Genomic DNA, 18,102 nt, shown 5'->3' on the forward strand with positions numbered 1-18,102 from the left:
TTCGGGGCCGGTCTCCCAGTGGGAGACCGGCCCCGAGGCGTTCGCGGGTCAGTGCCGCAGCTCGGCGATGCAGCACTTCACGCTGCCGCCACCCTTCTTCAGCTCGGCCAACTCGACCGGGACCGGGGTGTACCCGGCCGCCTTGAGCTTGCCGGCCAGGCGGGTGGCCTCGCTGTTGAGCACCACGTTCGCGCCGTCGCTGACCAGGTTGAGCCCGAAGGCCAACGCGTCCTCGTCGTCGGCGATCACCGCGTCCGGGAAGAGTTGGGTGAGAACCCGCTGACTGGCCGCGGAGAACGCGCCCGGGAAGTAGACGATGTTCGCGTCGTCGATGGCCGCGAGCGCCACGTCCAGGTGGTAGAAGCGGGGGTCGATCAGGCGCAGCGACACCACCGGACGACCCAGCGCCTCCTGCGCCTCCGCGTGCGCCGGAATCTCGGTGCGGAAGCCGTGCCCGGCCAGGATGAGCCCGCCGTGCGCCTCCGGCACGTACGCGAAGTCGCCCTCGCCCTCATTGGTCTCGCCGGGTGCGATGAACCGCCAGCCCAGCGCCTCGTAGAAGGCGTGGTGGGCGGCCGCCTCGGCGGCCCGCTGCTCGTGCTTGAACCGGGCGCCGTAGACGCTTCCGTCCACCACGAAGCCGCCGTTGGCGGCGTAGACCATGTCGGGCAGGCCCTGCTCGGGGGTGAGCAGGTGCACCTCGTGGCCGAGGCCGACAAGCGTCTCGCGCAGCCGGTCCCACTGTTTGACGGCCAGGTCCCGGTCGACCGGGGTGGTCACGTCCATCCACGGGTTGATCGCGTACTCGACCGCGAAGTACTCCGGCGAGCACATGAGATATGTCCGCTTTCGCGGGAAACGCTGCTGGTCCACGGTCACCAAGAGTAGGTACCGTGGAACTTTGAAAACAGCCACAAGCGTTGCTTCCCAGAGGCGGAACGTTGCAGATAGACGCGGTAGACCAGCGGATCATTGCGTTACTCGTCGCGGACGCCCGCGCGTCCTACGCCGACATCGGCGCTCGGGTGTCACTCTCCGCCCCAGCGGTCAAGCGTCGCGTCGACCGACTCCGCGCCACCGGCGTGATCAGGGGATTCACGGCCGTCGTTGATCCGGCCGCCGTCGGCTGGACGACGGAGGCCTTCGTCGAGCTGTTCTGCGCCGGCCGGACCACCCCGGCGCAGATCGGCGTGGCCGCCCGCCGACACCCCGAGGTCGTCGGCGCGTACACCGTCTCCGGGGAGGCGGACGCGCTCGTGCACCTGCGCGCCGCCGACATCGCCCACCTGGAGGCGGCGCTGGAGCGGCTGCGTGCCGAGTCCTTCGTGACCTCCACCCGCAGCACCATCGTGCTCTCCCGACTGGTCGAATCGCCCGGCGTCGGCCCGTCCGCCGGCTCCGCTTGACCTCAACCCAGGTTGAGGAGGTGGACTGACCCCGAATGGGCGAGGCAGCCCATCGGGGCCGAGGGGACTGTCATGCGGGCGATCTGGTTACGTGAGTTCGGCGGGCCCGAGGTGCTGGTGCCCGGCCCCGCGCCCGACCCGGTCCCCGGCCCCGGCCAGGTGCTGATCGACGTCGCGCACGCGAACATCACCTTCATCGAGACGCAACTGCGCGCCGGTCACCCCGGCCCGTTCCGCCTCACCCCACCGCTGATCCCCGGCAACGGCGTCGGCGGGGTGATCACGGGTGTCGGGTCGGACGTCGACCCGGCGCTGACCGGGCAGCGGGTGGTCAGCGCCACCGGAGGTTCCGGCGGTTACGCCGAACGCGCGGCCGTGGACGCGTCGGCGACGATCGCGGTGCCGCCCGGGTTGGCGCTGGACGAGGCGGTGGCCCTGCTGGCCGACGGGCGGACCGCCACCATGCTGATCGAGGCGGTCGGCGTCCGCCCAGGTGACCGGGTGCTGGTGGAGGCCGCTGCCGGCGGCGTCGGCAGCCTGTTGGTGCAGCTCGCGGTCCGGGCCGGGGCCCGGGTGATCGGCGCGGCCGGTGGGCGACACAAGGTGGACCTGCTACCCGGCCTGGGCGCCGAGTTGGCCGTCGACTACCTGCTGCCCGAGTGGGCCGAGCAGGTCCGCGCTGCCGTGGGCGGGGTCGACGTGGTGCTCGACGGGGTCGGTGGTCCGGTGGCCCGGGCAGCCTTCGACCTGCTCCCCCCGGGCGGCCGGATGGTCAGCTTCGGGTTGGCGAGCGGGGAGTGGTCCCCGGTGTCGGCGGAGGCCGCCACGGCACGGCAGGTCACAGTGGTCCGCCCGGACGTGCCGCCGGCCCGGCTGCGGGCATACACCGAACAGGTCCTGGCGGACGCGGCGGCCGGCCGCCTGCGACCGCTCATCGGCCAGCGTTTCCCGCTGGAACGTGCCGCCGACGCGCACGCCGCCATCGAGGCGCGCGCGACGGTCGGCAAGACCCTGCTGGACGTAGCCTGATCGGGCTCAGAGATACATGCCGGTGCGGTGCTCCGACTCGTCGCGCCGGACCGGCTTGTCACCCTCACCGAAGAACCGCTTGCCGCCGAACTCGCCGTGCAGACGGTCGTCCAACTCGTCGGCAAGACCGGTCATCACCTGCACCGCCAGCATCAGATGGGTCGCCTGGAAGTTACGGCCGAACACCGGGATGGACGCCCAGACCGTGTCGTCGGCGCAGTAGAGGCGGCCGATCGGCATCCGGTTCGTCAGCTCGGAGAGCTTGACGTAGAGCCGCTCGGTCGGCTCCACCTCGGTGAGCACCGGCGAGAAGACGTCCACCAGGGGCGGATTGTCCCGCACCCGCACGAAGACCATCGCCGAGCCGGCGCGAATGGTGATGTCGCCGTCCGAGTCGATCTGCAACCGGTCGGTGTCCGACTTCAACATGGTGGAGACCACGGTGCGGACCCGATCGGCCAGGTCGAGCACGTCGTCCCGCTCGACCTGCGCGGCAGCGGCCTCGGCCAACGCCTCCTCCAGGTCCGCCTCGACGTCGGCGTCCGGACCGAACTCGCTGCGGGCGGTGCCCAGCGGGTCCACGGCCAACGGCTCGCCCTCGGCGTCGTGCACCAGATAGACGAGGAAGGCCGGGTGCGGAGCACCGTAGACGTCCCGCAGCGTGCGGGAGAGCAGCGTGGCGACCTGCGTCGACTCGGCCGTCGTGGCGTTCAGCCCGAAGGAACCGCCGGAGCCGGCGACCACCCCGGGCGGGGACCAACCGAGCGCGACCATGTCCGCCACCGCGCCCCGGTCCAGTCGGTAGCCCGCCGGCAGGGCGGCGTTGCCGACCGCGCGGGCGGACAACACGCGGTCCGCGTCCACGTCGACGCTTATCGAATAGACGGCGTCCCCGGTGCCGGAGGCGGTGGGGTCCAGGGTCACGTCGAGGTGCGCGCCAACGGGAAGTTCCCGCAGCCGTACGGCGAGCGCGCGGGCGAACTCCCGCCACGCCTCGGTCACCTTCGCCCGCAGGTCGGTGGTGCTGGGCTCGTCGAGCAGGATCGATTCCGCCGGCTCAGTCGAAGCGCCGGGCAGCTCACCGTGCGGCGCCGAGGGGTGGTCAGCCGTCATGATCGCCTCCGTCCGTCACGATCACCCTACCCACGCCGCCTGTTGGTCGAATCAGCCCGGACCGGGATCGGACAGCGGCGGTCAGGGGGCCGTCGGGTCGGCGGGGTCGGCGCCCAGCTCGACCGGCCAGGCGCCCGCCAGCGCGCTGAGCCGGGCCGCAGCGTCCGCCGGGTCCGCGCCCCGGCCGACCGCCAACCCGAAGAGGTACGCGGTGACCGGCGCACCCGGACGCAGCACCTGATGGGCGACGTCCCGGGCCAGATCCAGCACCGCCGGCACCGGCACCCCGGCCGGGTCCAGATCCAACTCGGCGCACACCGCCGTGACCCAGTCGTCCATCACCGTCATCGCGCCCACTCCTCCGCCCGGCGTACGTCCTCGTCAGTGTCGCAGTCGAACCACGGCGGCGGGCCCTCGCCGGACCAGGCCACCTCCCGCACGACGAGACCTGCCAGCAACGCCCGGACCGGGGCTCCGGACAGACTGCCGCCCCGCTCGACCGTCAGCCGGTCAAAGGCCGACCGCAGCGCGGCGACCCGCCAGACACCGCAGAGCGACTGCCGCCGCCCGTCCCCGTCCACGAAGCACGCTCCGTCGGGGCGCCGCTCGCCGTCGGGGCCGGTGTGGGCCGGCGGTGCCGGAGCGAGGCCGGTGTGGGCCGGCGGTGCCGGAGCGGAGCCGCCGCCCGGCGGTTCGGTGTCGGGGGTCTCCCGATCGAGGTGGGTCAGCAGGTCACCGATCGCGGCCCGGGTGAGCAGCGGCAGGTCGGCGGCGAGCAGCGCGACCAGGGTGGTGTCGGCATCCAGCAGCGCCAGACCGGCCGCCGCCGCGGCGACCGGACCCCCGCCGGGCGGGTCCTCCCGGACGACCCGCACACCCGACGGCACGGCGTCGGCCGCACCAACCAGCACCCGCGGCGTCGCGTCGCTGACGGCGGCCAGCACCCGGTCACGCATCGGCCGGCCGCCGACCGGAAGCGCCGGCTTGTCGACCCCGCCCATCCGTCGGGCGGCCCCACCCGCGAGCACCACTGCGGCGTACGTCCCCACCCGGCCACCGTAGCCGTGCCAGCGCCCGATCGCGCCGACCCTGCTGGCCCGACCACTCGCCCCGGTGATCATGAAGTTGTCGCTCGACACGCCGACGACACGCGCGGACAACTTCATGATCAACGCGCGGGGGTGGGGTGGGGTGGGGTCGGGATGGGGTTGGGGGTTGCTCGGTTGGGTTGGCGTTCGCTAACGGCCGGTGGTCGTGCGGGCGTGGCGGCGGGGGGTGGAGGATGGCGGGATGGGACGGGCAACTGATCGACGCGGCGTACTCCGGATCGACCTGGACGCGGCCACCGCCGGGCGCGGATCGGTCCGCCGACCGGACACGCTCGCCGTGGAGGAGCCGCTGGAGATCCGGGTCGGCGCGGCCGGTCCGGGCAAACGTCGGCCGCTCGCAGTCACCATGCGTACCCCCGGCGACGACCTGGACCTGGCCATCGGGTTCCTGCTGACGGAGGGGCTGATCCGGTCGACCGACGACGTGCTGACCGCTCAGCTCTGCGCCGGCGCGGAAACGCCGAACACGTACAACGTGGTGGACGTGGTGCTCGCCCCCGGCGTACCGGAACCGACCACCGACCCGTCCCGGAACTTCTACACGACCAGCTCCTGCGGGGTCTGCGGCAAGGCCAGCATCGACGCGGTACGCACCCGGTCACTCTTCCCGGTCGCGGCGGATCCGCTCAGCGTGCCGGCCACGCTGCTCGCCGAACTGCCCGACCGGTTGCGCGCCGCCCAGCGCGGCTTCGATCGGACCGGCGGGCTGCACGCGGCGGGGTTGTTCACCCCCAACGGTGAGCTGGTGGTGCTCCGGGAGGACGTGGGCCGGCACAACGCCGTGGACAAGGTGATCGGCTGGGCCGTGCGGGAACGCCGGCTGCCGCTCGCCGGGCACCTGCTGCTGGTCTCCGGACGAGCCAGCTTCGAGCTGACCCAGAAGGCGTGGATGGCGGGGTTGCCACTGCTGGCCGCGGTGTCCGCCCCGAGCACCCTCGCCGCCGAACTGGCCGACGAGGCGGGGATGACACTTGTCGGCTTCCTGCGCGGGCGGACCATGAACGTCTACACCGGGCCGCACCGGATCACCGTGGAGCAGCCAGCCTGACGTGAGCGGCCCGTCAGCGACCGATCCGGTCGATCAGGTCGAACAGGGCCAGCCGTGCGGCGGCATCACGGGCGATCAGGAAACCGGCGATGCCGAGGATCCAGCCCAACGCGCTGCCCGCCTTCGTGACGATCCAGGTGTTCAGGCGGGCCAGCACCGGCTCGACCAGTCGCGGGCGGGCCACCCTGGCACCCAGCAACAACACCGCCGGCAGCACCATGACCAGGCAGTACCCGGTGAGCAGCGCCACCACGCTCGCCGCTCCCACCCCCGAGGTGGCCAACAGACCCACCGCACCGAGGTACGGGAGCATGGTCGCCACCTCGGCAAGCGCCGCGAGCAGCGCGAGCCCGACCAACCAGCGGGCCGAGGAATCTCCGGCGGTGGCCCGGTCCCGCCAGCGCAACACACCACCGGTACGGGGACGCCGTTTGCCGTCGTAGCGGAAGCTGAGCACCAGCATCCCCACGCCCAGGACGAGTTGCGCCCAGAGGACGCCCCGGTTGTCCAGGGCGCCGCCCAGCGCGTCCCCCAGCGCGCTGCCGCCCCAGACCAGCAGCAGCCCCACCGCGAGGTAGAACGTCGCGATGGTGGCGAGGTAGCCCAGGATCCGCCGGACGTTTACCGGGCCGGGGGCGAGCAGCAACCAGACCGGGATGAAGAGGGTGCCGATGCTGGTGCTGTCGATCAACGCCAGCCCGGCCAGCGACAGCGGCAACTCGGGGGTCATGTCGTACCAACGCGAAGAACGGCCACGAGATCATTCTCCGGCGGCGGTGAACCTGCCGCGTCGGCCGTGGACAGGAGCAACGCGTACATCCTTCGACGGAGGACCCGTCACGCCAGGTCGAGGATGCTCCAGTTGGTGGGGAGCACCTTCGCCGCCACCTTGGCTTGCACTGTTGCGTAGTGCGCCTCGTGGGTGAGTGCCGCACGGGCGGCCTGGCCGAACGAGACGTCTCCGGCCACGGCACGGGCCAGCTTGCCGCTGTCGCGCACGTCCTCGGCGTCGAGCGGCAGCAGTCGGATCATCGGGGCAGTCATCATCAGGGCCAGTAGCGCGGCATCGATCTCGTCGACCACGCTCGCGAAGGCGACAGCCAGGCAGGTCGCGGGGATGGCCACCTGCCGACCCTCGTCGGCGACCTCCAGCATCAACTCCCCCACCGAGACGTTGCCCTCGAGGTAAGCCGTCAACGCCGACGCGTCGAACACGACAGCGATCTGATCGCTCATCCGGCGCGTCCCAACATCCGGCGCCCCTCGGCCAGAGCCTCCGCCGGAATGGGCGTCGCGAGGCGCTCCCGCCATCGCGCCCGACCCGCCTCGGTCACCTCGATGCCGGCTCGCCGCAGCACCTCGTCGAGGTGCACGCGGGCCATCTGCACCCGTACCGCCGCGGTGATGGCGGCCGAGACGTTGGGCTGCTGGTCGAGCCAGTCCGCGACGTCGTCGGGGAGGCTCACGGAGCGCTTGACGGTCACGTCCGCCAGCCTATCAACTTCGGTAGCACCGACGGTATTACCGCGCGGCCGGTGGGGCTGGTCAGCGGCGGCCACGTCGGCTCCGTTTGCGGGGCCGGATGACGCCGGGCATCCCGACCGACGGCCAGCCGTCCAGCTCGGCCGGGGGCACGCCCCGCCGGAGCAGGTCGTCCAGCAGCAGGGCGAGCGAGTAGTCGGGGTGCAGGCTCAGCGTGCGCTCGAGCGCGACCGCCGCCAACGCGCCCTGTCCGGCGCGCCACGCGGCGAATGCCAGCAGCGCACCCGGCGCGGCGGCCACCTCCGGCTCGGCGCGGCGCAGCACGTCGGTCCAGAGGGCGATGTCCCGGTCCCGGCCGTCGGTGCGTTCCCACGCGTGATCGCGAACCGGCAGGTGGGTCATCAGCAGGCTCAACCAGGCCACCTCGTCGTCGTCGAGCCGCTCACCACGCCGCTGCCGGCGCTGGGCCTCGCGGACCGCCGCCACCCCGGCGGCGCGCAGCGCCCGCGCCCCGAGCAGGTCGCTCTCGGGTGCCTGCTCGACCAGCTCGGCCAGTCTCAGCTCGGCGCCGGCGGTGGCCGCGCGGGCCGCCTCCCGGGCCGGGCCGTCCACCGGTGCCACCTGCGCCGCCAGGGCGGCCCGGTCGGGGAGAGCGACCTGGCCGGCGAAGACCGCCGAGGCGGTCACCCGGTTGACGGTCGGGTCGTAGCGGCGACCCTCGGGCGGGCAGCAGTCGGGCTCGGTGCAGAGATAGGACCACCAGCGACCGTCGGTCACCCGCAGCGCGTCGAGCACGTGCAGCCCGAAGTCGTTCAGCGCGTCGCGCACCGCGTCCACGGCCGGGGTGACCCGCTCCGGTTGCCCGTAACCCACCACGGTGGCGGCCTCCGCGCCCTGCCGGCGGATCACACCAGCCAGGTGCCCGGCCAGGCCGCCCAGCTCGGTCGGGTCGGGCAGGTCCGCGCGGGCGGCGAAGACGATCTGCCGGCCGACCAGCGCCACGGCGACCACGCTGTCGGTGGGGTGAAAGCCGAGCAGGTACGGCACAGCGGCGATCAGGTCGGCGGGTGAGCGGACGGCGAGCTGAGGGCGTTCGGTCGAGGTCATGTCGGAAGCCTGCGGCGGGGGTCCCAGGCTCCTCCACCCCTGTGGACGACACGCGACTTATCCACAGTTACTGAACGTGTTTTCCCTGCTCACGCCACACCTACAGGTGCGGAAAGAGCGCCGATGTCGTCGGGCGACACCTGGCTGTCGTAAGGAGCGGTTACCGTGCGCTGATGGACCTGGCGTACCTGCGCGCGCATCCGGCACACCTCCCGACCTTCCGGACCCATCAGCGGCTCCGGGAGACGCCGGTCGCTGGTGGAAACATCTGCGCCGCCGCCCGGCTCACCCTCGACGACGGCCACTCCGTCTTCGCCAAGTCCTGGCCGGAGGGCGCCGACCGACCGGCGCCGGAGGGCTTCTTCGCCGCCGAGGCCGCGGGCCTGCGCTGGCTGCGGGAGGCGGGCGCGGTCGGCGTACCCGAGGTGATCGTGGTGTTGCCGGAGCTGCTGGCGCTCGACTGGGTGGAGCCCGGCGAACCGACGCCGGAGGCCGCGGAGCGCTTCGGCCGGGAGTTGGCCGGGCTGCACCGGGCGGGCGCGACCGCCTTCGGTGCCACCTGGCCCGGGTTCATCGGCTCGCTCCCACAGGACAACACCCCCACGGGCGGGCGCTGGTCGACCTGGTTCGCCGAACGGCGCCTCGCCCCCTACCTGCGACGCTCGGTCGACGGTGGCGCGCTGACCAGCGCCGATGCCGCTCTGGTCGAGCAGGTGATCGGCCGCCTCGACGGGCTCGGCGGCGACGAGCCGCCCGCACGCATCCATGGCGACCTGTGGCCGGGCAACGTGCTGTGGGGGGCCGACGACCGGGCCTGGCTCGTCGACCCGGCAGCGCACGGTGGGCACCGGGAAACGGACCTCGCCCAGCTCGCCCTCTTCGGCGGCATCCCCCACCTGGATCGGGTGCTGGCTGCCTACCAGGAGAGTTGGCCACTACCGGACGGCTGGCGTGACCGCGTGCTCCTGCATCAGCTGCATCTGCTGCTCGTGCACACCGCACTCTTCGGCGCCAGCTTCCGAGATGTGGTCGTCCAGACCTCCCGTGCCGTCCTGAGCCGGGCCGAGCGCGCTACGGTCGACAGGTGAGCGTCGCCCCGGGGACCGACGGCGTCCTCGTCGACCGGTACGGCCGTGTCGCCCGGGACCTGCGCGTGTCCCTCACCGACAAGTGCAACCTGCGCTGCACCTACTGCATGCCGGCGGAAGGGCTCCCCTGGCTGGCCGGCCCCGAGTTGCTGACCGACGAGGAGATCGTCCGGCTGGTCCGGGTGGCTGTCGAACTGCTCGGCGTGACCGAGGTGCGGTTCACCGGCGGTGAGCCGCTGATCCGAGCCGGGCTGGTCGACATCGTGACGGCGGTCGCCGCCCTCGAACCCCGCCCCCGGGTCTCGCTGACCACCAACGGCATCGGGTTGGACCGACTGGCCCCGGCGTTGCGGGCGGCCGGCCTGGACCGGGTGAACGTCTCACTGGACACGCTGGACCCGGACCGGTTCACCAAGCTCACCCGCCGCCCCCGCCTCGACGCGGTGCTGGCGGGGCTCGCCGGAGCGGCGGCCGCCGGGCTCAGTCCCGTGAAGATCAATTCAGTGCTGATGCGTGGTGTCAACGAGGACGAGGCACCGGCGCTGCTCCGCTTCGCCCTCGATCACGACTACCAGTTGCGGATCATCGAGCAGATGCCGTTGGACGCCCAGCACGGTTGGGCCCGCGACACCATGGTCACCGCCGAGGAGATCCTGGCGTCGCTGCGTACCGTCTTCGATCTGAGCCCCGACCCGGCCGAGCGCGGCGCGGCACCGGCGGAGACCTGGCTGGTCGACGGGGGCCCCGCCCGGGTCGGTGTGATCGCCAGCGTCACCCGCCCCTTCTGCGGAGACTGCGACCGCACCCGGTTGACCGCCGACGGCCAGGTCCGCGCCTGCCTCTTCGCCACCGAAGAGTCGGATCTGCGCGCCGCACTGCGCACCGGCGCGGACGACGACGAGTTGGCCCGACGCTGGCGTACCGCGATGTGGGGCAAGCGCGCCGGGCACGGCATCGACGACCCCACCTTCCTCCAGCCGACCCGCCCGATGTCCGCGATCGGAGGCTGAGCATGGAGGGGACCCCGCTGACCGTCCGCTACTTCGCGGGCGCCCGCGCCGCCGCCGGCCGTGCCGAGGAGGCCATCCCCGCCGGGCGGTCACTCGACGATGTCATGGCCGAGCTGACCCAGCGCCACGGCGACCGGCTCGCCGGGGTGCTGCGGGTGGCGAGTTTCCTCGTGAACGGCGTCACCTGTCATGATCGTCAGGCAACCCTGCCGGCCGGGGCCACGATCGATGTCCTGCCCCCGTTCGCGGGCGGCTGAGGGAGGCGCACACATGATGGCGGTTCTGGGGTTCGTGGCTGTCCTGGCGCTGGTCACCGGCCTCATCCACCTCTACCTGTGGAAGCGGCTCGTTCGGGACACCACCACGCCGGGCCGCTGGCGACGGATCGGCGGGATCGCCGCCCTGGTGCTGGCCCTGCTCGTGCCGGTCACCCTCGCCGGGACGCAGGCCGGGCTCTACTGGCTCGCCTGGCCGGGCTACCTGTGGCTCGCGCTGATGTTCTACCTGCTGGTCGTACTGGTCGTGCTGGAAGTTCCGATGCTGGTCGCCCGGCTGGTGCTCCGCCGCCGCGTGGTCGCCGCGGAGCCCACCACCGCCGCGCCCGAGCCGGTGCTGGTCGGCGCCGCCGGGCCGACCGAGCCGCCGGCCGCCGGCGCCGTAGCGGCACCGGACCACGACCCGTCCCGTCGGCTGCTGCTGGCCCGTGGGGCGGCCATCTTCGCCGGCCTCACCGCCACCGGCGTCACCGGGTACGGCATCCGCACGGCGCTCGGCCCGCCCCACCTCGACCGGGTGCGGATCCCGCTGGCCAAACTCCCCCGCAGCATGGACGGTCTGCGCATCGCCACCGTCTCCGACATCCACCTCGGCCCGCTGCGCGGGCGGGCACACACCGAGCGGATCGTCGCCGCGATCAACCGGCTCGACGCGGACATCGTCGCGGTCGTCGGTGACCTGGTCGACGGTTCCGTGGCCGAACTCGGCTCGGCCGCCGCGCCGCTGCGCGACCTGCGCTCCCGCTACGGCAGCTTCTTCGTCACCGGCAACCACGAGTACTACTCCGGCGTGGAGGAGTGGGTCCAGGAGGTCGACCGGCTCGGCCTGCGGGTGCTGCAGAACCGGCGGCAGGAGATCCAGGCCCGGGGCGGTGTGCTCGACCTGGCCGGCGTGAACGACCTGACCGGGGTGGGCACCGGCCTCGCCGCCGGGCCAGACTTCGCCGCTGCCCTCGGTGACCGCGACCCGAGCCGTCCCGTTGTCCTGCTCGCGCACCAGCCGCTGGCCGCCAAGGAGGCGGCCCGGTACGGCGTCGACCTGCAACTGTCCGGGCACACCCACGGCGGTCAGATGGTGCCGTTCAACCTGGCCGTCAGGCTGGAGCAGCCGGTGGTCAGCGGGCTCGGCGAGGTCGACGGCACCAAGGTCTACGTGACCAACGGCGCCGGTTTCTGGGGGCCGCCGGTCCGAGTCGGCGCGGAGCCGCAGATCAGTCTGGTCGAGCTGCGCTCGGCATAGCGGAGGTCACGTCCGCGCGTGGCGGCGGGTGGCCGGCGCGGCGGGCGTGACAGGATGCGGCGTGCCCCCGTTCAGCGCCGTACCCCCCGGTGGCCTACCGCCATTCGTCGCGGACCTGCACATCCACTCGAAGTACTCGCGCGCGTGCAGCCGTGACCTCACCCTGCCGAACCTCGCGTGGTGGGCCCGGCGCAAGGGCATCGGCCTGCTCGGCACCGGCGACTTCACCCACCCCGCCTGGTACGACCACCTGCGGGAGACGCTGCGCCCGGCCGAGCCGGGGCTCTACCGGCTCGGCCCGGAGGCGGAACGGGACATCGCCCGTCGGCTGCCACCCCGGCTCGCGCAGACGGCGGAGGCGGACCCCGTCCGTTTCATGCTGAGCGTGGAGATCTCCACCATCTACAAGCGGGACGACCGGACCCGCAAGGTGCACCACCTGATCTACCTGCCGGATCTGGACGCGGTGGCCCGGTTCAACACCGCGCTCGGCCGGATCGGCAACCTCGGCTCCGACGGCCGACCGATCCTCGGACTGGACTCCCGCGACCTGCTGGAGATCACCCTGGAGGCCAGCCCGGACGGCTACCTGGTGCCGGCGCACATCTGGACTCCCTGGTTCTCCGCGCTGGGCTCGAAGTCCGGCTTCGACGCGATCGCGGACTGCTACGCCGATCTGGCCGAGCACATCTTCGCCGTGGAGACCGGGCTCTCCTCCGACCCCGCCATGAACTGGCGGGTCGGCAGCCTGGACGGCTACCAACTGGTGTCCAACTCGGATGCGCACTCGCCGCCGGCGCTCGGCCGGGAGGCGACCGTGCTGACCGCCGAACGGGACTACTTCGCCGTCCGGGAGGCGCTGCGGACCGGTGACGGCCTGGCCGGCACGATCGAGTTCTTCCCGGAGGAGGGCAAGTACCACGCGGACGGGCACCGGCTGTGTGGGGTCAACTGGTCTCCGGAGCGCACCCGGGCCGCCGACGGGCGCTGCCCCGAGTGCGGCAAGCCCCTCACCGTGGGCGTCCTCAGCCGGATCGAGGAGTTGGCGGACCGCCCGGACGGGCACCGGCCGGCGCACGCCCGGGACGTCACCCACCTGGTACCGCTGGCCGAGATCCTCGGCGAGATCAACAAGGTGGGTGCCCGGTCGAAGAAGGTCGAGGGGCGGCTCAACGAGCTACTGGCCGCGCTCGGCCCCGAGCTGGAGATCCTGACCACGACGCCGCTGACCGAGGTCGCGCAGGCCGGTGGTGAGCTGCTCGCGGAGGGCATCGGGCGGCTGCGGCGCGGCGACGTCCGCCGGGTGCCCGGTTACGACGGCGAGTACGGAGTGATCACGCTCTTCGACCCGGCCGAGCTGGGCGCGCAGGAGACGCTGTTCGACGTACCCGTGCCGGCGCAGCGACGACCCGCGGAGCCGGCTCCCCGGGTCCCGGCCAAGCGCCCGGCGGCGGCGAAGGCGGAGCCGAAGCGGAAGACGGTCCCGGCGCCCGCGCCGCCGATCGCGTCGCCACCGTCTCCACATGAGCCGTTCGAGCCGATGCTCTCCGGCATGGAGGAGGTCGGCACCGGCCTGCTGGACCGACTGGACGCCATGCAGCGGGTGGCCGCCTCCGCACCTGGCGGTCCGCTGCTCATCGTGGCCGGTCCGGGCACCGGCAAGACCAGGACGCTCACCCACCGGATCGCTTACCTCTGCGCGGAGCTGAACGTCTTTCCCGAGCACTGCCTCGCGATCACGTTCACCCGCCGGGCCGCCGAGGAGCTGCGGCACCGCCTCGACGGCCTGCTCGGCCCGGTCGCCGAGGACGTCACAGTGGGTACCTTCCACGCGTTGGGGTTGACCATCCTGCGGGAGAACGCCGACGCGGCGGGGCTTCCGGCCGACTTCCGGATCGCCGACGACGCCGAGCGGGCGGCGGCCCGCACCGAGGCCGGCGACGACAGCGCCGCCTACGTGTCGCTGCTGCGGAAGCAGGACCTGGTCGACCTGGACGAACTGGTTTCCCTGCCGGTGGAGTTGCTGCGGGCCGACCGGAAGTTGGTCGAACGGTACCGGGACCGCTGGCGGTGGATCTTCGTCGACGAGTACCAGGACGTCGACGAGGTGCAGTACGAGCTGCTGCGGCTGCTCAGCCCCGCCGACGGCAACCTCTGCGCGATCGGCGACCCGGACCAGGCGATCTACTCGTTCCGGGGTGCCGACGTCGGCTACTTCCTGCGCTTCTCCGAGGACTTCACCGACGCCCGCCTGGTCCGGCTCAACCGCAACTACCGCTCGTCGGCCCCGATCCTGGCCGCCGCCGTGCAGGCCATCGCGCCGTCCTCGCTGGTCCGGGGTCGACGACTGGACCCGGCCCGGCTCGACCCGGAGGCTCCACTGGTCGGGCGCTACCCGGCGGCGTCCGTGGCCGAGGAAGCCGACTTCGTGGTGCGTACCGTCGACGATCTGGTCGGCGGGTTGTCGCACCGCTCGCTGGACTCGGGCCGCATCGACGGCCGGTCCACCTCACTGTCGTTCTCCGACATCGCCGTGCTGTACCGCACCGACGCGCAGGCCGCCCCGATCGTGGACGCCCTGACCCGGGCCAACATCCCCGTGCAGAAGCGTTCCCACGACCGGCTGCGGGACCGGCTCGGGGTGGCGGCCATCGCCCGCGAGCTACGGCACGCCGACGGTCTTGCCGGCCCACTGGCCGCCCGGGTGCGGCTGGCCGGTCAGGTGGTGGCCGAGCGGTTCGCCGTGCCCACCCTGGACGGCGCCGGCAGCGGGGTCCGTCCCGAGGACGTCCGCTCGGCCGTAGACCTGCTGACCCCGCTGGCCCGACGCTGCGGTGACGACCTGGAGGCCTTCCTGTCGCAGTTGGCCACCGGCGCGGAGGTGGACGCGCTCGACCCGCGCGCCGAGGCGGTCACGCTGCTCACCCTGCACGCCGCGAAGGGCCTGGAGTTTCCGGTGGTCTTCCTGGTCGGCGTCGAGGACGGGCTGCTGCCGCTGCGTTGGCCGGGCTCGACGCCCGACGAGGACGCCGTCGCCGAGGAGCGCCGGCTCTTCTTCGTCGGCCTGACCCGGGCCCAGGACCGGCTGTACGTCAGTCACGCCGCCCGCCGCACCCGCCACGGCGCCGAGCGCGACAGCGCCCCTTCGCCGTTCCTCGGCACCATCGACCCCGGCCTCTTCGAGCGCTTCGGCGAAGCCGAGCCCCGCCGCCCCAGGGACCGCCAACTCCGCCTGATCTAACCCCTCTCCCCACGCCCCACGCTCCGTCGATCTTGCACTTTTGGTCGCCGTTGTGCGTGGGGTGCACCTTATGTCGGTGCGGAAACTGCAAGATCGACGAAGCCGGGGGTGGGTGCGGGGGCGGGGGCGGGGTGGGGGCGCGTTAGGCGAGGAGGGCAGCGAGCCAGGCGCCGGTCAGCAGGGCCGGGCCGAGGGGCAGCAGAGTGTTCCGGTGCACCTTTCGGGCGGCGAGCAGGCCGAGCACCAGACCGCCGTGCAGCACGTGCGGCAGGAGCAGCCCGGTGAGCAGGACATTCCGGCCCAACCAGCCGAGCGGCAGGCCGAGGACGGCGGCGAGTTTCACGTCTCCGAAGCCCAGTCGTGAGCCGGGCAGCAGGGCCAGCAGCACGTGCGCCGCGCCCGCGACCGCCGCGCCTCCCAGCGCGCCGAGCAGCCGGCCAGGAGTGCCGGACAGCAGCGCCGCCGCGGTCAGACCCCCGAGGGCCAGCAACCCGGCGACGAGGACCAGCGGGTCGGGCAGCCGCAGGCAGGCCAGGTCGACCCGCGCCAGCACCTGACCGACCGCCGCGACCGCGAGGAAGACCGGCAGCGCCGGGTCGTCACCCACAGCGACGGCAAGGCCGACAAAGACGCTGGCCGCCACAACGGGGTCGACCCAGGGCCGTCGGACCGGCTGCGGCCCGGGAAACGCCGATGGCCGGGCATCCGCTGTGGCGAAGCGCCGGGACACCATGGGTACGACGAGGCCGACCAGCGCGCCGAGCAGCGCGATCGACACCAGCGCGGCGGCCGACATGAGCCGGACGTTACTGGCGGTCGCGCACCAGCGTGTCCCCCGATCGTGATCCCGTGCCCGCCCGACGCGGCCGTTCGGTGGTCACCACCAGTGCGACCCCGGCGACGATGACAGCACCGCCGAGCAGCACCTGCGCGGTGATCGGCTCGGCCACCAGCAGCGCGCCGAGCGCCACCGCGACCGCCGGGTTCACGTAGGCGTACGTCGACACCAGCGAGATCGGCGCGTTGTGCAGAAGCCAGACGTACGCGGTGAAGGCCACCAGCGAGCCGGCCACCATGAGGTAGCCCAGTGCCAACCAGGACCGGGTGCTCACCGCCGCCGGGTGGAAGTCGGCCAGTTCGCCCCGACCGGCGGCGACGGCCACCAGCACCAGCGCGCCGGCCCCCATCTCGTACACCGTGGCCACGAACGGGTCGGCGGGCATCCGGATCCGTCCGGACAGGAACGACCCGACCGACCAGGAGGTGGCCGCCGCCACCACGGTCAACGCCCCGACGAGCGGCACCGCTGTCGAACCACCGCCCGGCAGCACCAGCAGGATGAGGCCGACGAAGCCCAGGCTGACCCCGGCGAACGTCCAGACCGGCGGACGATCGCCAGTGGCCGAGCGCAACAGCACCACGAGCAGCGGCACCGTGGCCACCAGCAGCGCGGCGATCCCGGACGGCACCGCCACTCCCGGCGGCCCCGATTCGGCGAGCACCACCAGACCGTTGCCAGCGGCGAGCAGGAGCACCCCGACCAACGCGGCCGAGCCGAGTTGCCGTCGGTCCACCCGCAGCGCGCCGGGGCCTCGACGCAGTCGCAGCACCACCGCCAGGACCAGGCCGGCGACGGCGAACCGGAGGGCGGCCGACAGCAGCGGAGGCATCGTCTCCACGGTGATCCGGATGGCCAGATAGGTCGATCCCCAGAGCAGGTAGACCACGATCAACGCGGTCCAGATCAGGGTCGGCGTGGTGCTGGCACGACGGCCGGCGAGGGCCGTGGCGCTCGGTAAAGGTGAGCTCATCAGTGGACCACGCTACGGTGACCCCGGAGTCCGCGTCGCGCTTTGGTGGCCGGCCTCTCACCACTCGTGCAGGAGGGCGGCATGACGAACTACGGACAACCGGGGGGCGGCCACCCGGGGCCGTGGCGTGGGCAAAGACCCGACGAGACGCCCGGACGACCGGCGCAGCAGCCCTACCCACCCGCGCCGGAGCCCTACCCGCCGGCGGTCCCGTCGTACCCGCCCGCGCCGCAGGGACGACCCGGGCCGTACGGCGGCCCACCCACCCCGCCCTACGGTGCAACGCCCGCCGCGCCCTACGGCGGCGGGACGGATACGCCCTACGGCCACGAGCCCCGCACGCCCTACGGCGACTCGTACCAGCCGACCCCGCCGACCCCGGCGTACGGCGGGCAGCCGTACCGGCCTGACGGTCCGTACGGCGAGGATCCGGCACCGAGCCGGCGCGGTCGGGGGCCGCTGATCGCGGTACTGGCCGTCGTACTGCTGGTGGTAGCCGTCGCCGGCGCGTTCTGGTTCCGCCGTGGGCAGAGTGACCCGGCGCCGGCAGCCGCACCGAGCAGCTCGGCCGCTGCCGGTGAGCCCAGCGCGGACGCGGTCGAGCCCGCGCCGAGCGCGGCCGCGCCGGAGTCGTCGGCCGATCCCCGGTTCGCGAAGGTCGGCCAGTGCGTTCGCAACGACGGCACTGCCGGCGGCAAGCCGAAGCTGCTGATCAGCGGCTGTACCGCGAAGTCGTACGAGGTGCTGAGCCGGATCGACGGCCCGACCAGCGGCGAGCGGGACGCCGAGGCCAAGTGCGGCAAGGTCGAGGGCTACACCAACTGGTATTTCTTCGACAGTGAGCTGGACACTCTCGACTTCGTCCTCTGCCTCAAGCAACGCTGAGACCACCCACCCCCGGGGATGACATGACGACCTACGGACCTGCGGGTTCCGATCAGCCGGACGATCCGTACCAGCGCCCGCCCAGCGGGCCTGACAGCTCACCGCCGGTCGACCCGACAGTGCCCCAGTGGAGCACCCCTCCGCCCTCGGACGACCCGACCCGGCAGCAGTGGGGTCCGCCGTCGACCGACGCGGAGCCACCGACGGCACCCATGTGGGCGCCCCCGCCCACCACCCCGGAGCCGCCGACGACGCCGA

19 protein-coding genes are annotated in these 18,102 nt (G+C 72.9%); 9 read left to right on the forward strand and 10 right to left on the reverse strand.

The window, feature by feature from the left end:
• Nucleotides 1-48: 48 nt before the first annotated feature.
• The gene (gene ddaH / locus ACQRWP_RS27800) at nt 49-882 is read right to left on the reverse strand and encodes a dimethylargininase (protein ID WP_430498943.1); all 834 of its coding nucleotides are present in this window, start codon (nt 880-882) and stop codon (nt 49-51) included.
• Between the two features lie 59 nt (nt 883-941).
• On the opposite strand from ddaH, the gene ACQRWP_RS27805 reads away from it, so the two are divergent.
• Both ACQRWP_RS27805 and ACQRWP_RS27810 read left to right on the forward strand, forming a co-directional pair.
• Entirely contained in the window at nt 942-1,406 is a 465-nt protein-coding gene (locus ACQRWP_RS27805) for an Lrp/AsnC family transcriptional regulator (RefSeq protein ID WP_430498945.1), read from the forward strand.
• A gap of 72 nt (nt 1,407-1,478) precedes the next feature.
• Nucleotides 1,479-2,435, forward strand: coding sequence for a zinc-binding dehydrogenase (locus ACQRWP_RS27810; protein ID WP_430498947.1), 957 nt, complete (start codon nt 1,479-1,481; stop codon nt 2,433-2,435).
• 6 nt (nt 2,436-2,441) lie between these two features.
• On the opposite strand, the gene ACQRWP_RS27815 is transcribed toward ACQRWP_RS27810, so the two are convergent.
• The 3 genes from ACQRWP_RS27815 to mobA form a co-directional block, all read right to left on the reverse strand.
• The gene (locus tag ACQRWP_RS27815) at nt 2,442-3,548 is read right to left on the reverse strand and encodes a T3SS (YopN, CesT) and YbjN peptide-binding chaperone 1 (protein WP_430498949.1); all 1,107 of its coding nucleotides are present in this window, start codon (nt 3,546-3,548) and stop codon (nt 2,442-2,444) included.
• A gap of 81 nt (nt 3,549-3,629) precedes the next feature.
• The gene (locus tag ACQRWP_RS27820) at nt 3,630-3,896 is read right to left on the reverse strand and encodes a DUF6457 domain-containing protein (protein ID WP_430498951.1); all 267 of its coding nucleotides are present in this window, start codon (nt 3,894-3,896) and stop codon (nt 3,630-3,632) included.
• A complete protein-coding gene (gene mobA / locus ACQRWP_RS27825) occupies nt 3,893-4,597 on the reverse strand; it encodes a molybdenum cofactor guanylyltransferase (protein WP_430503309.1) in 705 nt (234 codons plus the stop codon). The genes ACQRWP_RS27820 and mobA overlap by 4 nt, the downstream gene beginning before the upstream one ends.
• A 241-nt stretch (nt 4,598-4,838) precedes the next feature.
• On the opposite strand from mobA, the gene fdhD reads away from it, so the two are divergent.
• On the forward strand, nt 4,839-5,705 hold the full coding sequence (gene fdhD, locus ACQRWP_RS27830; protein ID WP_430498953.1) for a formate dehydrogenase accessory sulfurtransferase FdhD: 867 nt from the start codon (nt 4,839-4,841) through the stop codon (nt 5,703-5,705).
• Nucleotides 5,706-5,718: 13 nt separating this feature from the next.
• Here fdhD and ACQRWP_RS27835 read toward each other — a convergent pair whose 3' ends face one another.
• From ACQRWP_RS27835 to ACQRWP_RS27850, 4 genes are all read right to left on the reverse strand, one after another.
• Complete coding sequence (locus ACQRWP_RS27835; protein ID WP_430498955.1) at nt 5,719-6,435, reverse strand: GAP family protein; 717 nt, start codon at nt 6,433-6,435, stop codon at nt 5,719-5,721.
• 107 nt (nt 6,436-6,542) lie between these two features.
• Nucleotides 6,543-6,941 (reverse strand): hypothetical protein, encoded by a 399-nt coding sequence (locus tag ACQRWP_RS27840; RefSeq protein WP_430498957.1) that lies wholly within the window; start codon nt 6,939-6,941, stop codon nt 6,543-6,545.
• Nucleotides 6,938-7,189, reverse strand: coding sequence for a hypothetical protein (locus ACQRWP_RS27845; RefSeq protein WP_430498959.1), 252 nt, complete (start codon nt 7,187-7,189; stop codon nt 6,938-6,940). The genes ACQRWP_RS27840 and ACQRWP_RS27845 overlap by 4 nt, the downstream gene beginning before the upstream one ends.
• A 61-nt stretch (nt 7,190-7,250) precedes the next feature.
• Complete coding sequence (locus tag ACQRWP_RS27850; protein WP_430498961.1) at nt 7,251-8,294, reverse strand: DUF4192 domain-containing protein; 1,044 nt, start codon at nt 8,292-8,294, stop codon at nt 7,251-7,253.
• 173 nt (nt 8,295-8,467) lie between these two features.
• Between ACQRWP_RS27850 and ACQRWP_RS27855 the strand changes: the two genes are divergently transcribed.
• From ACQRWP_RS27855 to ACQRWP_RS27875, 5 genes are all read left to right on the forward strand, one after another.
• Complete coding sequence (locus ACQRWP_RS27855; RefSeq protein WP_430498963.1) at nt 8,468-9,382, forward strand: fructosamine kinase family protein; 915 nt, start codon at nt 8,468-8,470, stop codon at nt 9,380-9,382.
• Nucleotides 9,379-10,392 carry a GTP 3',8-cyclase MoaA gene (gene moaA, locus ACQRWP_RS27860; RefSeq protein ID WP_430498965.1) on the forward strand — a complete coding sequence of 338 codons (1,014 nt, stop codon included), beginning with the start codon at nt 9,379-9,381 and terminating at the stop codon, nt 10,390-10,392. The genes ACQRWP_RS27855 and moaA overlap by 4 nt, the downstream gene beginning before the upstream one ends.
• 2 nt (nt 10,393-10,394) lie before the next feature.
• Complete coding sequence (locus tag ACQRWP_RS27865; RefSeq protein WP_430498967.1) at nt 10,395-10,649, forward strand: MoaD/ThiS family protein; 255 nt, start codon at nt 10,395-10,397, stop codon at nt 10,647-10,649.
• Between the two features lie 13 nt (nt 10,650-10,662).
• The gene (locus ACQRWP_RS27870; RefSeq protein WP_430498969.1) at nt 10,663-11,907 is read left to right on the forward strand and encodes a metallophosphoesterase; all 1,245 of its coding nucleotides are present in this window, start codon (nt 10,663-10,665) and stop codon (nt 11,905-11,907) included.
• A 61-nt stretch (nt 11,908-11,968) separates the two neighbouring features.
• Complete coding sequence (locus ACQRWP_RS27875) at nt 11,969-15,148, forward strand: UvrD-helicase domain-containing protein (protein ID WP_430498971.1); 3,180 nt, start codon at nt 11,969-11,971, stop codon at nt 15,146-15,148.
• A 142-nt stretch (nt 15,149-15,290) separates the two neighbouring features.
• On the opposite strand, the gene ACQRWP_RS27880 is transcribed toward ACQRWP_RS27875, so the two are convergent.
• Together ACQRWP_RS27880 and ACQRWP_RS27885 are read right to left on the reverse strand one after the other, a co-directional pair.
• Nucleotides 15,291-15,944: a prepilin peptidase gene (locus tag ACQRWP_RS27880; protein ID WP_430498973.1), complete on the reverse strand. Its 654-nt coding sequence runs from the start codon at nt 15,942-15,944 to the stop codon at nt 15,291-15,293.
• A gap of 10 nt (nt 15,945-15,954) precedes the next feature.
• Nucleotides 15,955-16,959, reverse strand: a complete 1,005-nt coding sequence (locus tag ACQRWP_RS27885; protein ID WP_430498975.1) for an EamA family transporter — start codon at nt 16,957-16,959, stop codon at nt 15,955-15,957.
• 459 nt (nt 16,960-17,418) lie between these two features.
• Between ACQRWP_RS27885 and ACQRWP_RS27890 the strand changes: the two genes are divergently transcribed.
• On the forward strand, nt 17,419-17,844 hold the full coding sequence (locus tag ACQRWP_RS27890) for an LppU/SCO3897 family protein (protein ID WP_430503310.1): 426 nt from the start codon (nt 17,419-17,421) through the stop codon (nt 17,842-17,844).
• Nucleotides 17,845-18,102 lie beyond the last annotated feature (258 nt).

This window comes from Micromonospora trifolii, assembly GCF_050516465.1.
Lineage (GTDB): Bacteria > Actinomycetota > Actinomycetes > Mycobacteriales > Micromonosporaceae > Micromonospora > Micromonospora trifolii.

Bases quoted from the DNA above. Each gene is read 5' to 3' on its own strand.
- ACQRWP_RS27810 (WP_430498947.1), top strand. From the start codon at position 1,479: ATGCGGGCGATCTGGTTACGTGAGTTCGGCGGGCCCGAGGTGCTGGTG.
- ACQRWP_RS27815 (WP_430498949.1), bottom strand. From the start codon at position 3,548: ATGACGGCTGACCACCCCTCGGCGCCGCACGGTGAGCTGCCCGGCGCT.
- ACQRWP_RS27820 (WP_430498951.1), bottom strand. From the start codon at position 3,896: ATGACGGTGATGGACGACTGGGTCACGGCGGTGTGCGCCGAGTTGGAT.
- fdhD (WP_430498953.1), top strand. From the start codon at position 4,839: ATGGGACGGGCAACTGATCGACGCGGCGTACTCCGGATCGACCTGGAC.
- ACQRWP_RS27835 (WP_430498955.1), bottom strand. From the start codon at position 6,435: ATGACCCCCGAGTTGCCGCTGTCGCTGGCCGGGCTGGCGTTGATCGAC.
- ACQRWP_RS27840 (WP_430498957.1), bottom strand. From the start codon at position 6,941: ATGAGCGATCAGATCGCTGTCGTGTTCGACGCGTCGGCGTTGACGGCT.
- ACQRWP_RS27850 (WP_430498961.1), bottom strand. From the start codon at position 8,294: ATGACCTCGACCGAACGCCCTCAGCTCGCCGTCCGCTCACCCGCCGAC.
- ACQRWP_RS27855 (WP_430498963.1), top strand. From the start codon at position 8,468: ATGGACCTGGCGTACCTGCGCGCGCATCCGGCACACCTCCCGACCTTC.
- ACQRWP_RS27865 (WP_430498967.1), top strand. From the start codon at position 10,395: ATGGAGGGGACCCCGCTGACCGTCCGCTACTTCGCGGGCGCCCGCGCC.
- ACQRWP_RS27870 (WP_430498969.1), top strand. From the start codon at position 10,663: ATGATGGCGGTTCTGGGGTTCGTGGCTGTCCTGGCGCTGGTCACCGGC.
- ACQRWP_RS27880 (WP_430498973.1), bottom strand. From the start codon at position 15,944: ATGTCGGCCGCCGCGCTGGTGTCGATCGCGCTGCTCGGCGCGCTGGTC.
- ACQRWP_RS27885 (WP_430498975.1), bottom strand. From the start codon at position 16,959: ATGAGCTCACCTTTACCGAGCGCCACGGCCCTCGCCGGCCGTCGTGCC.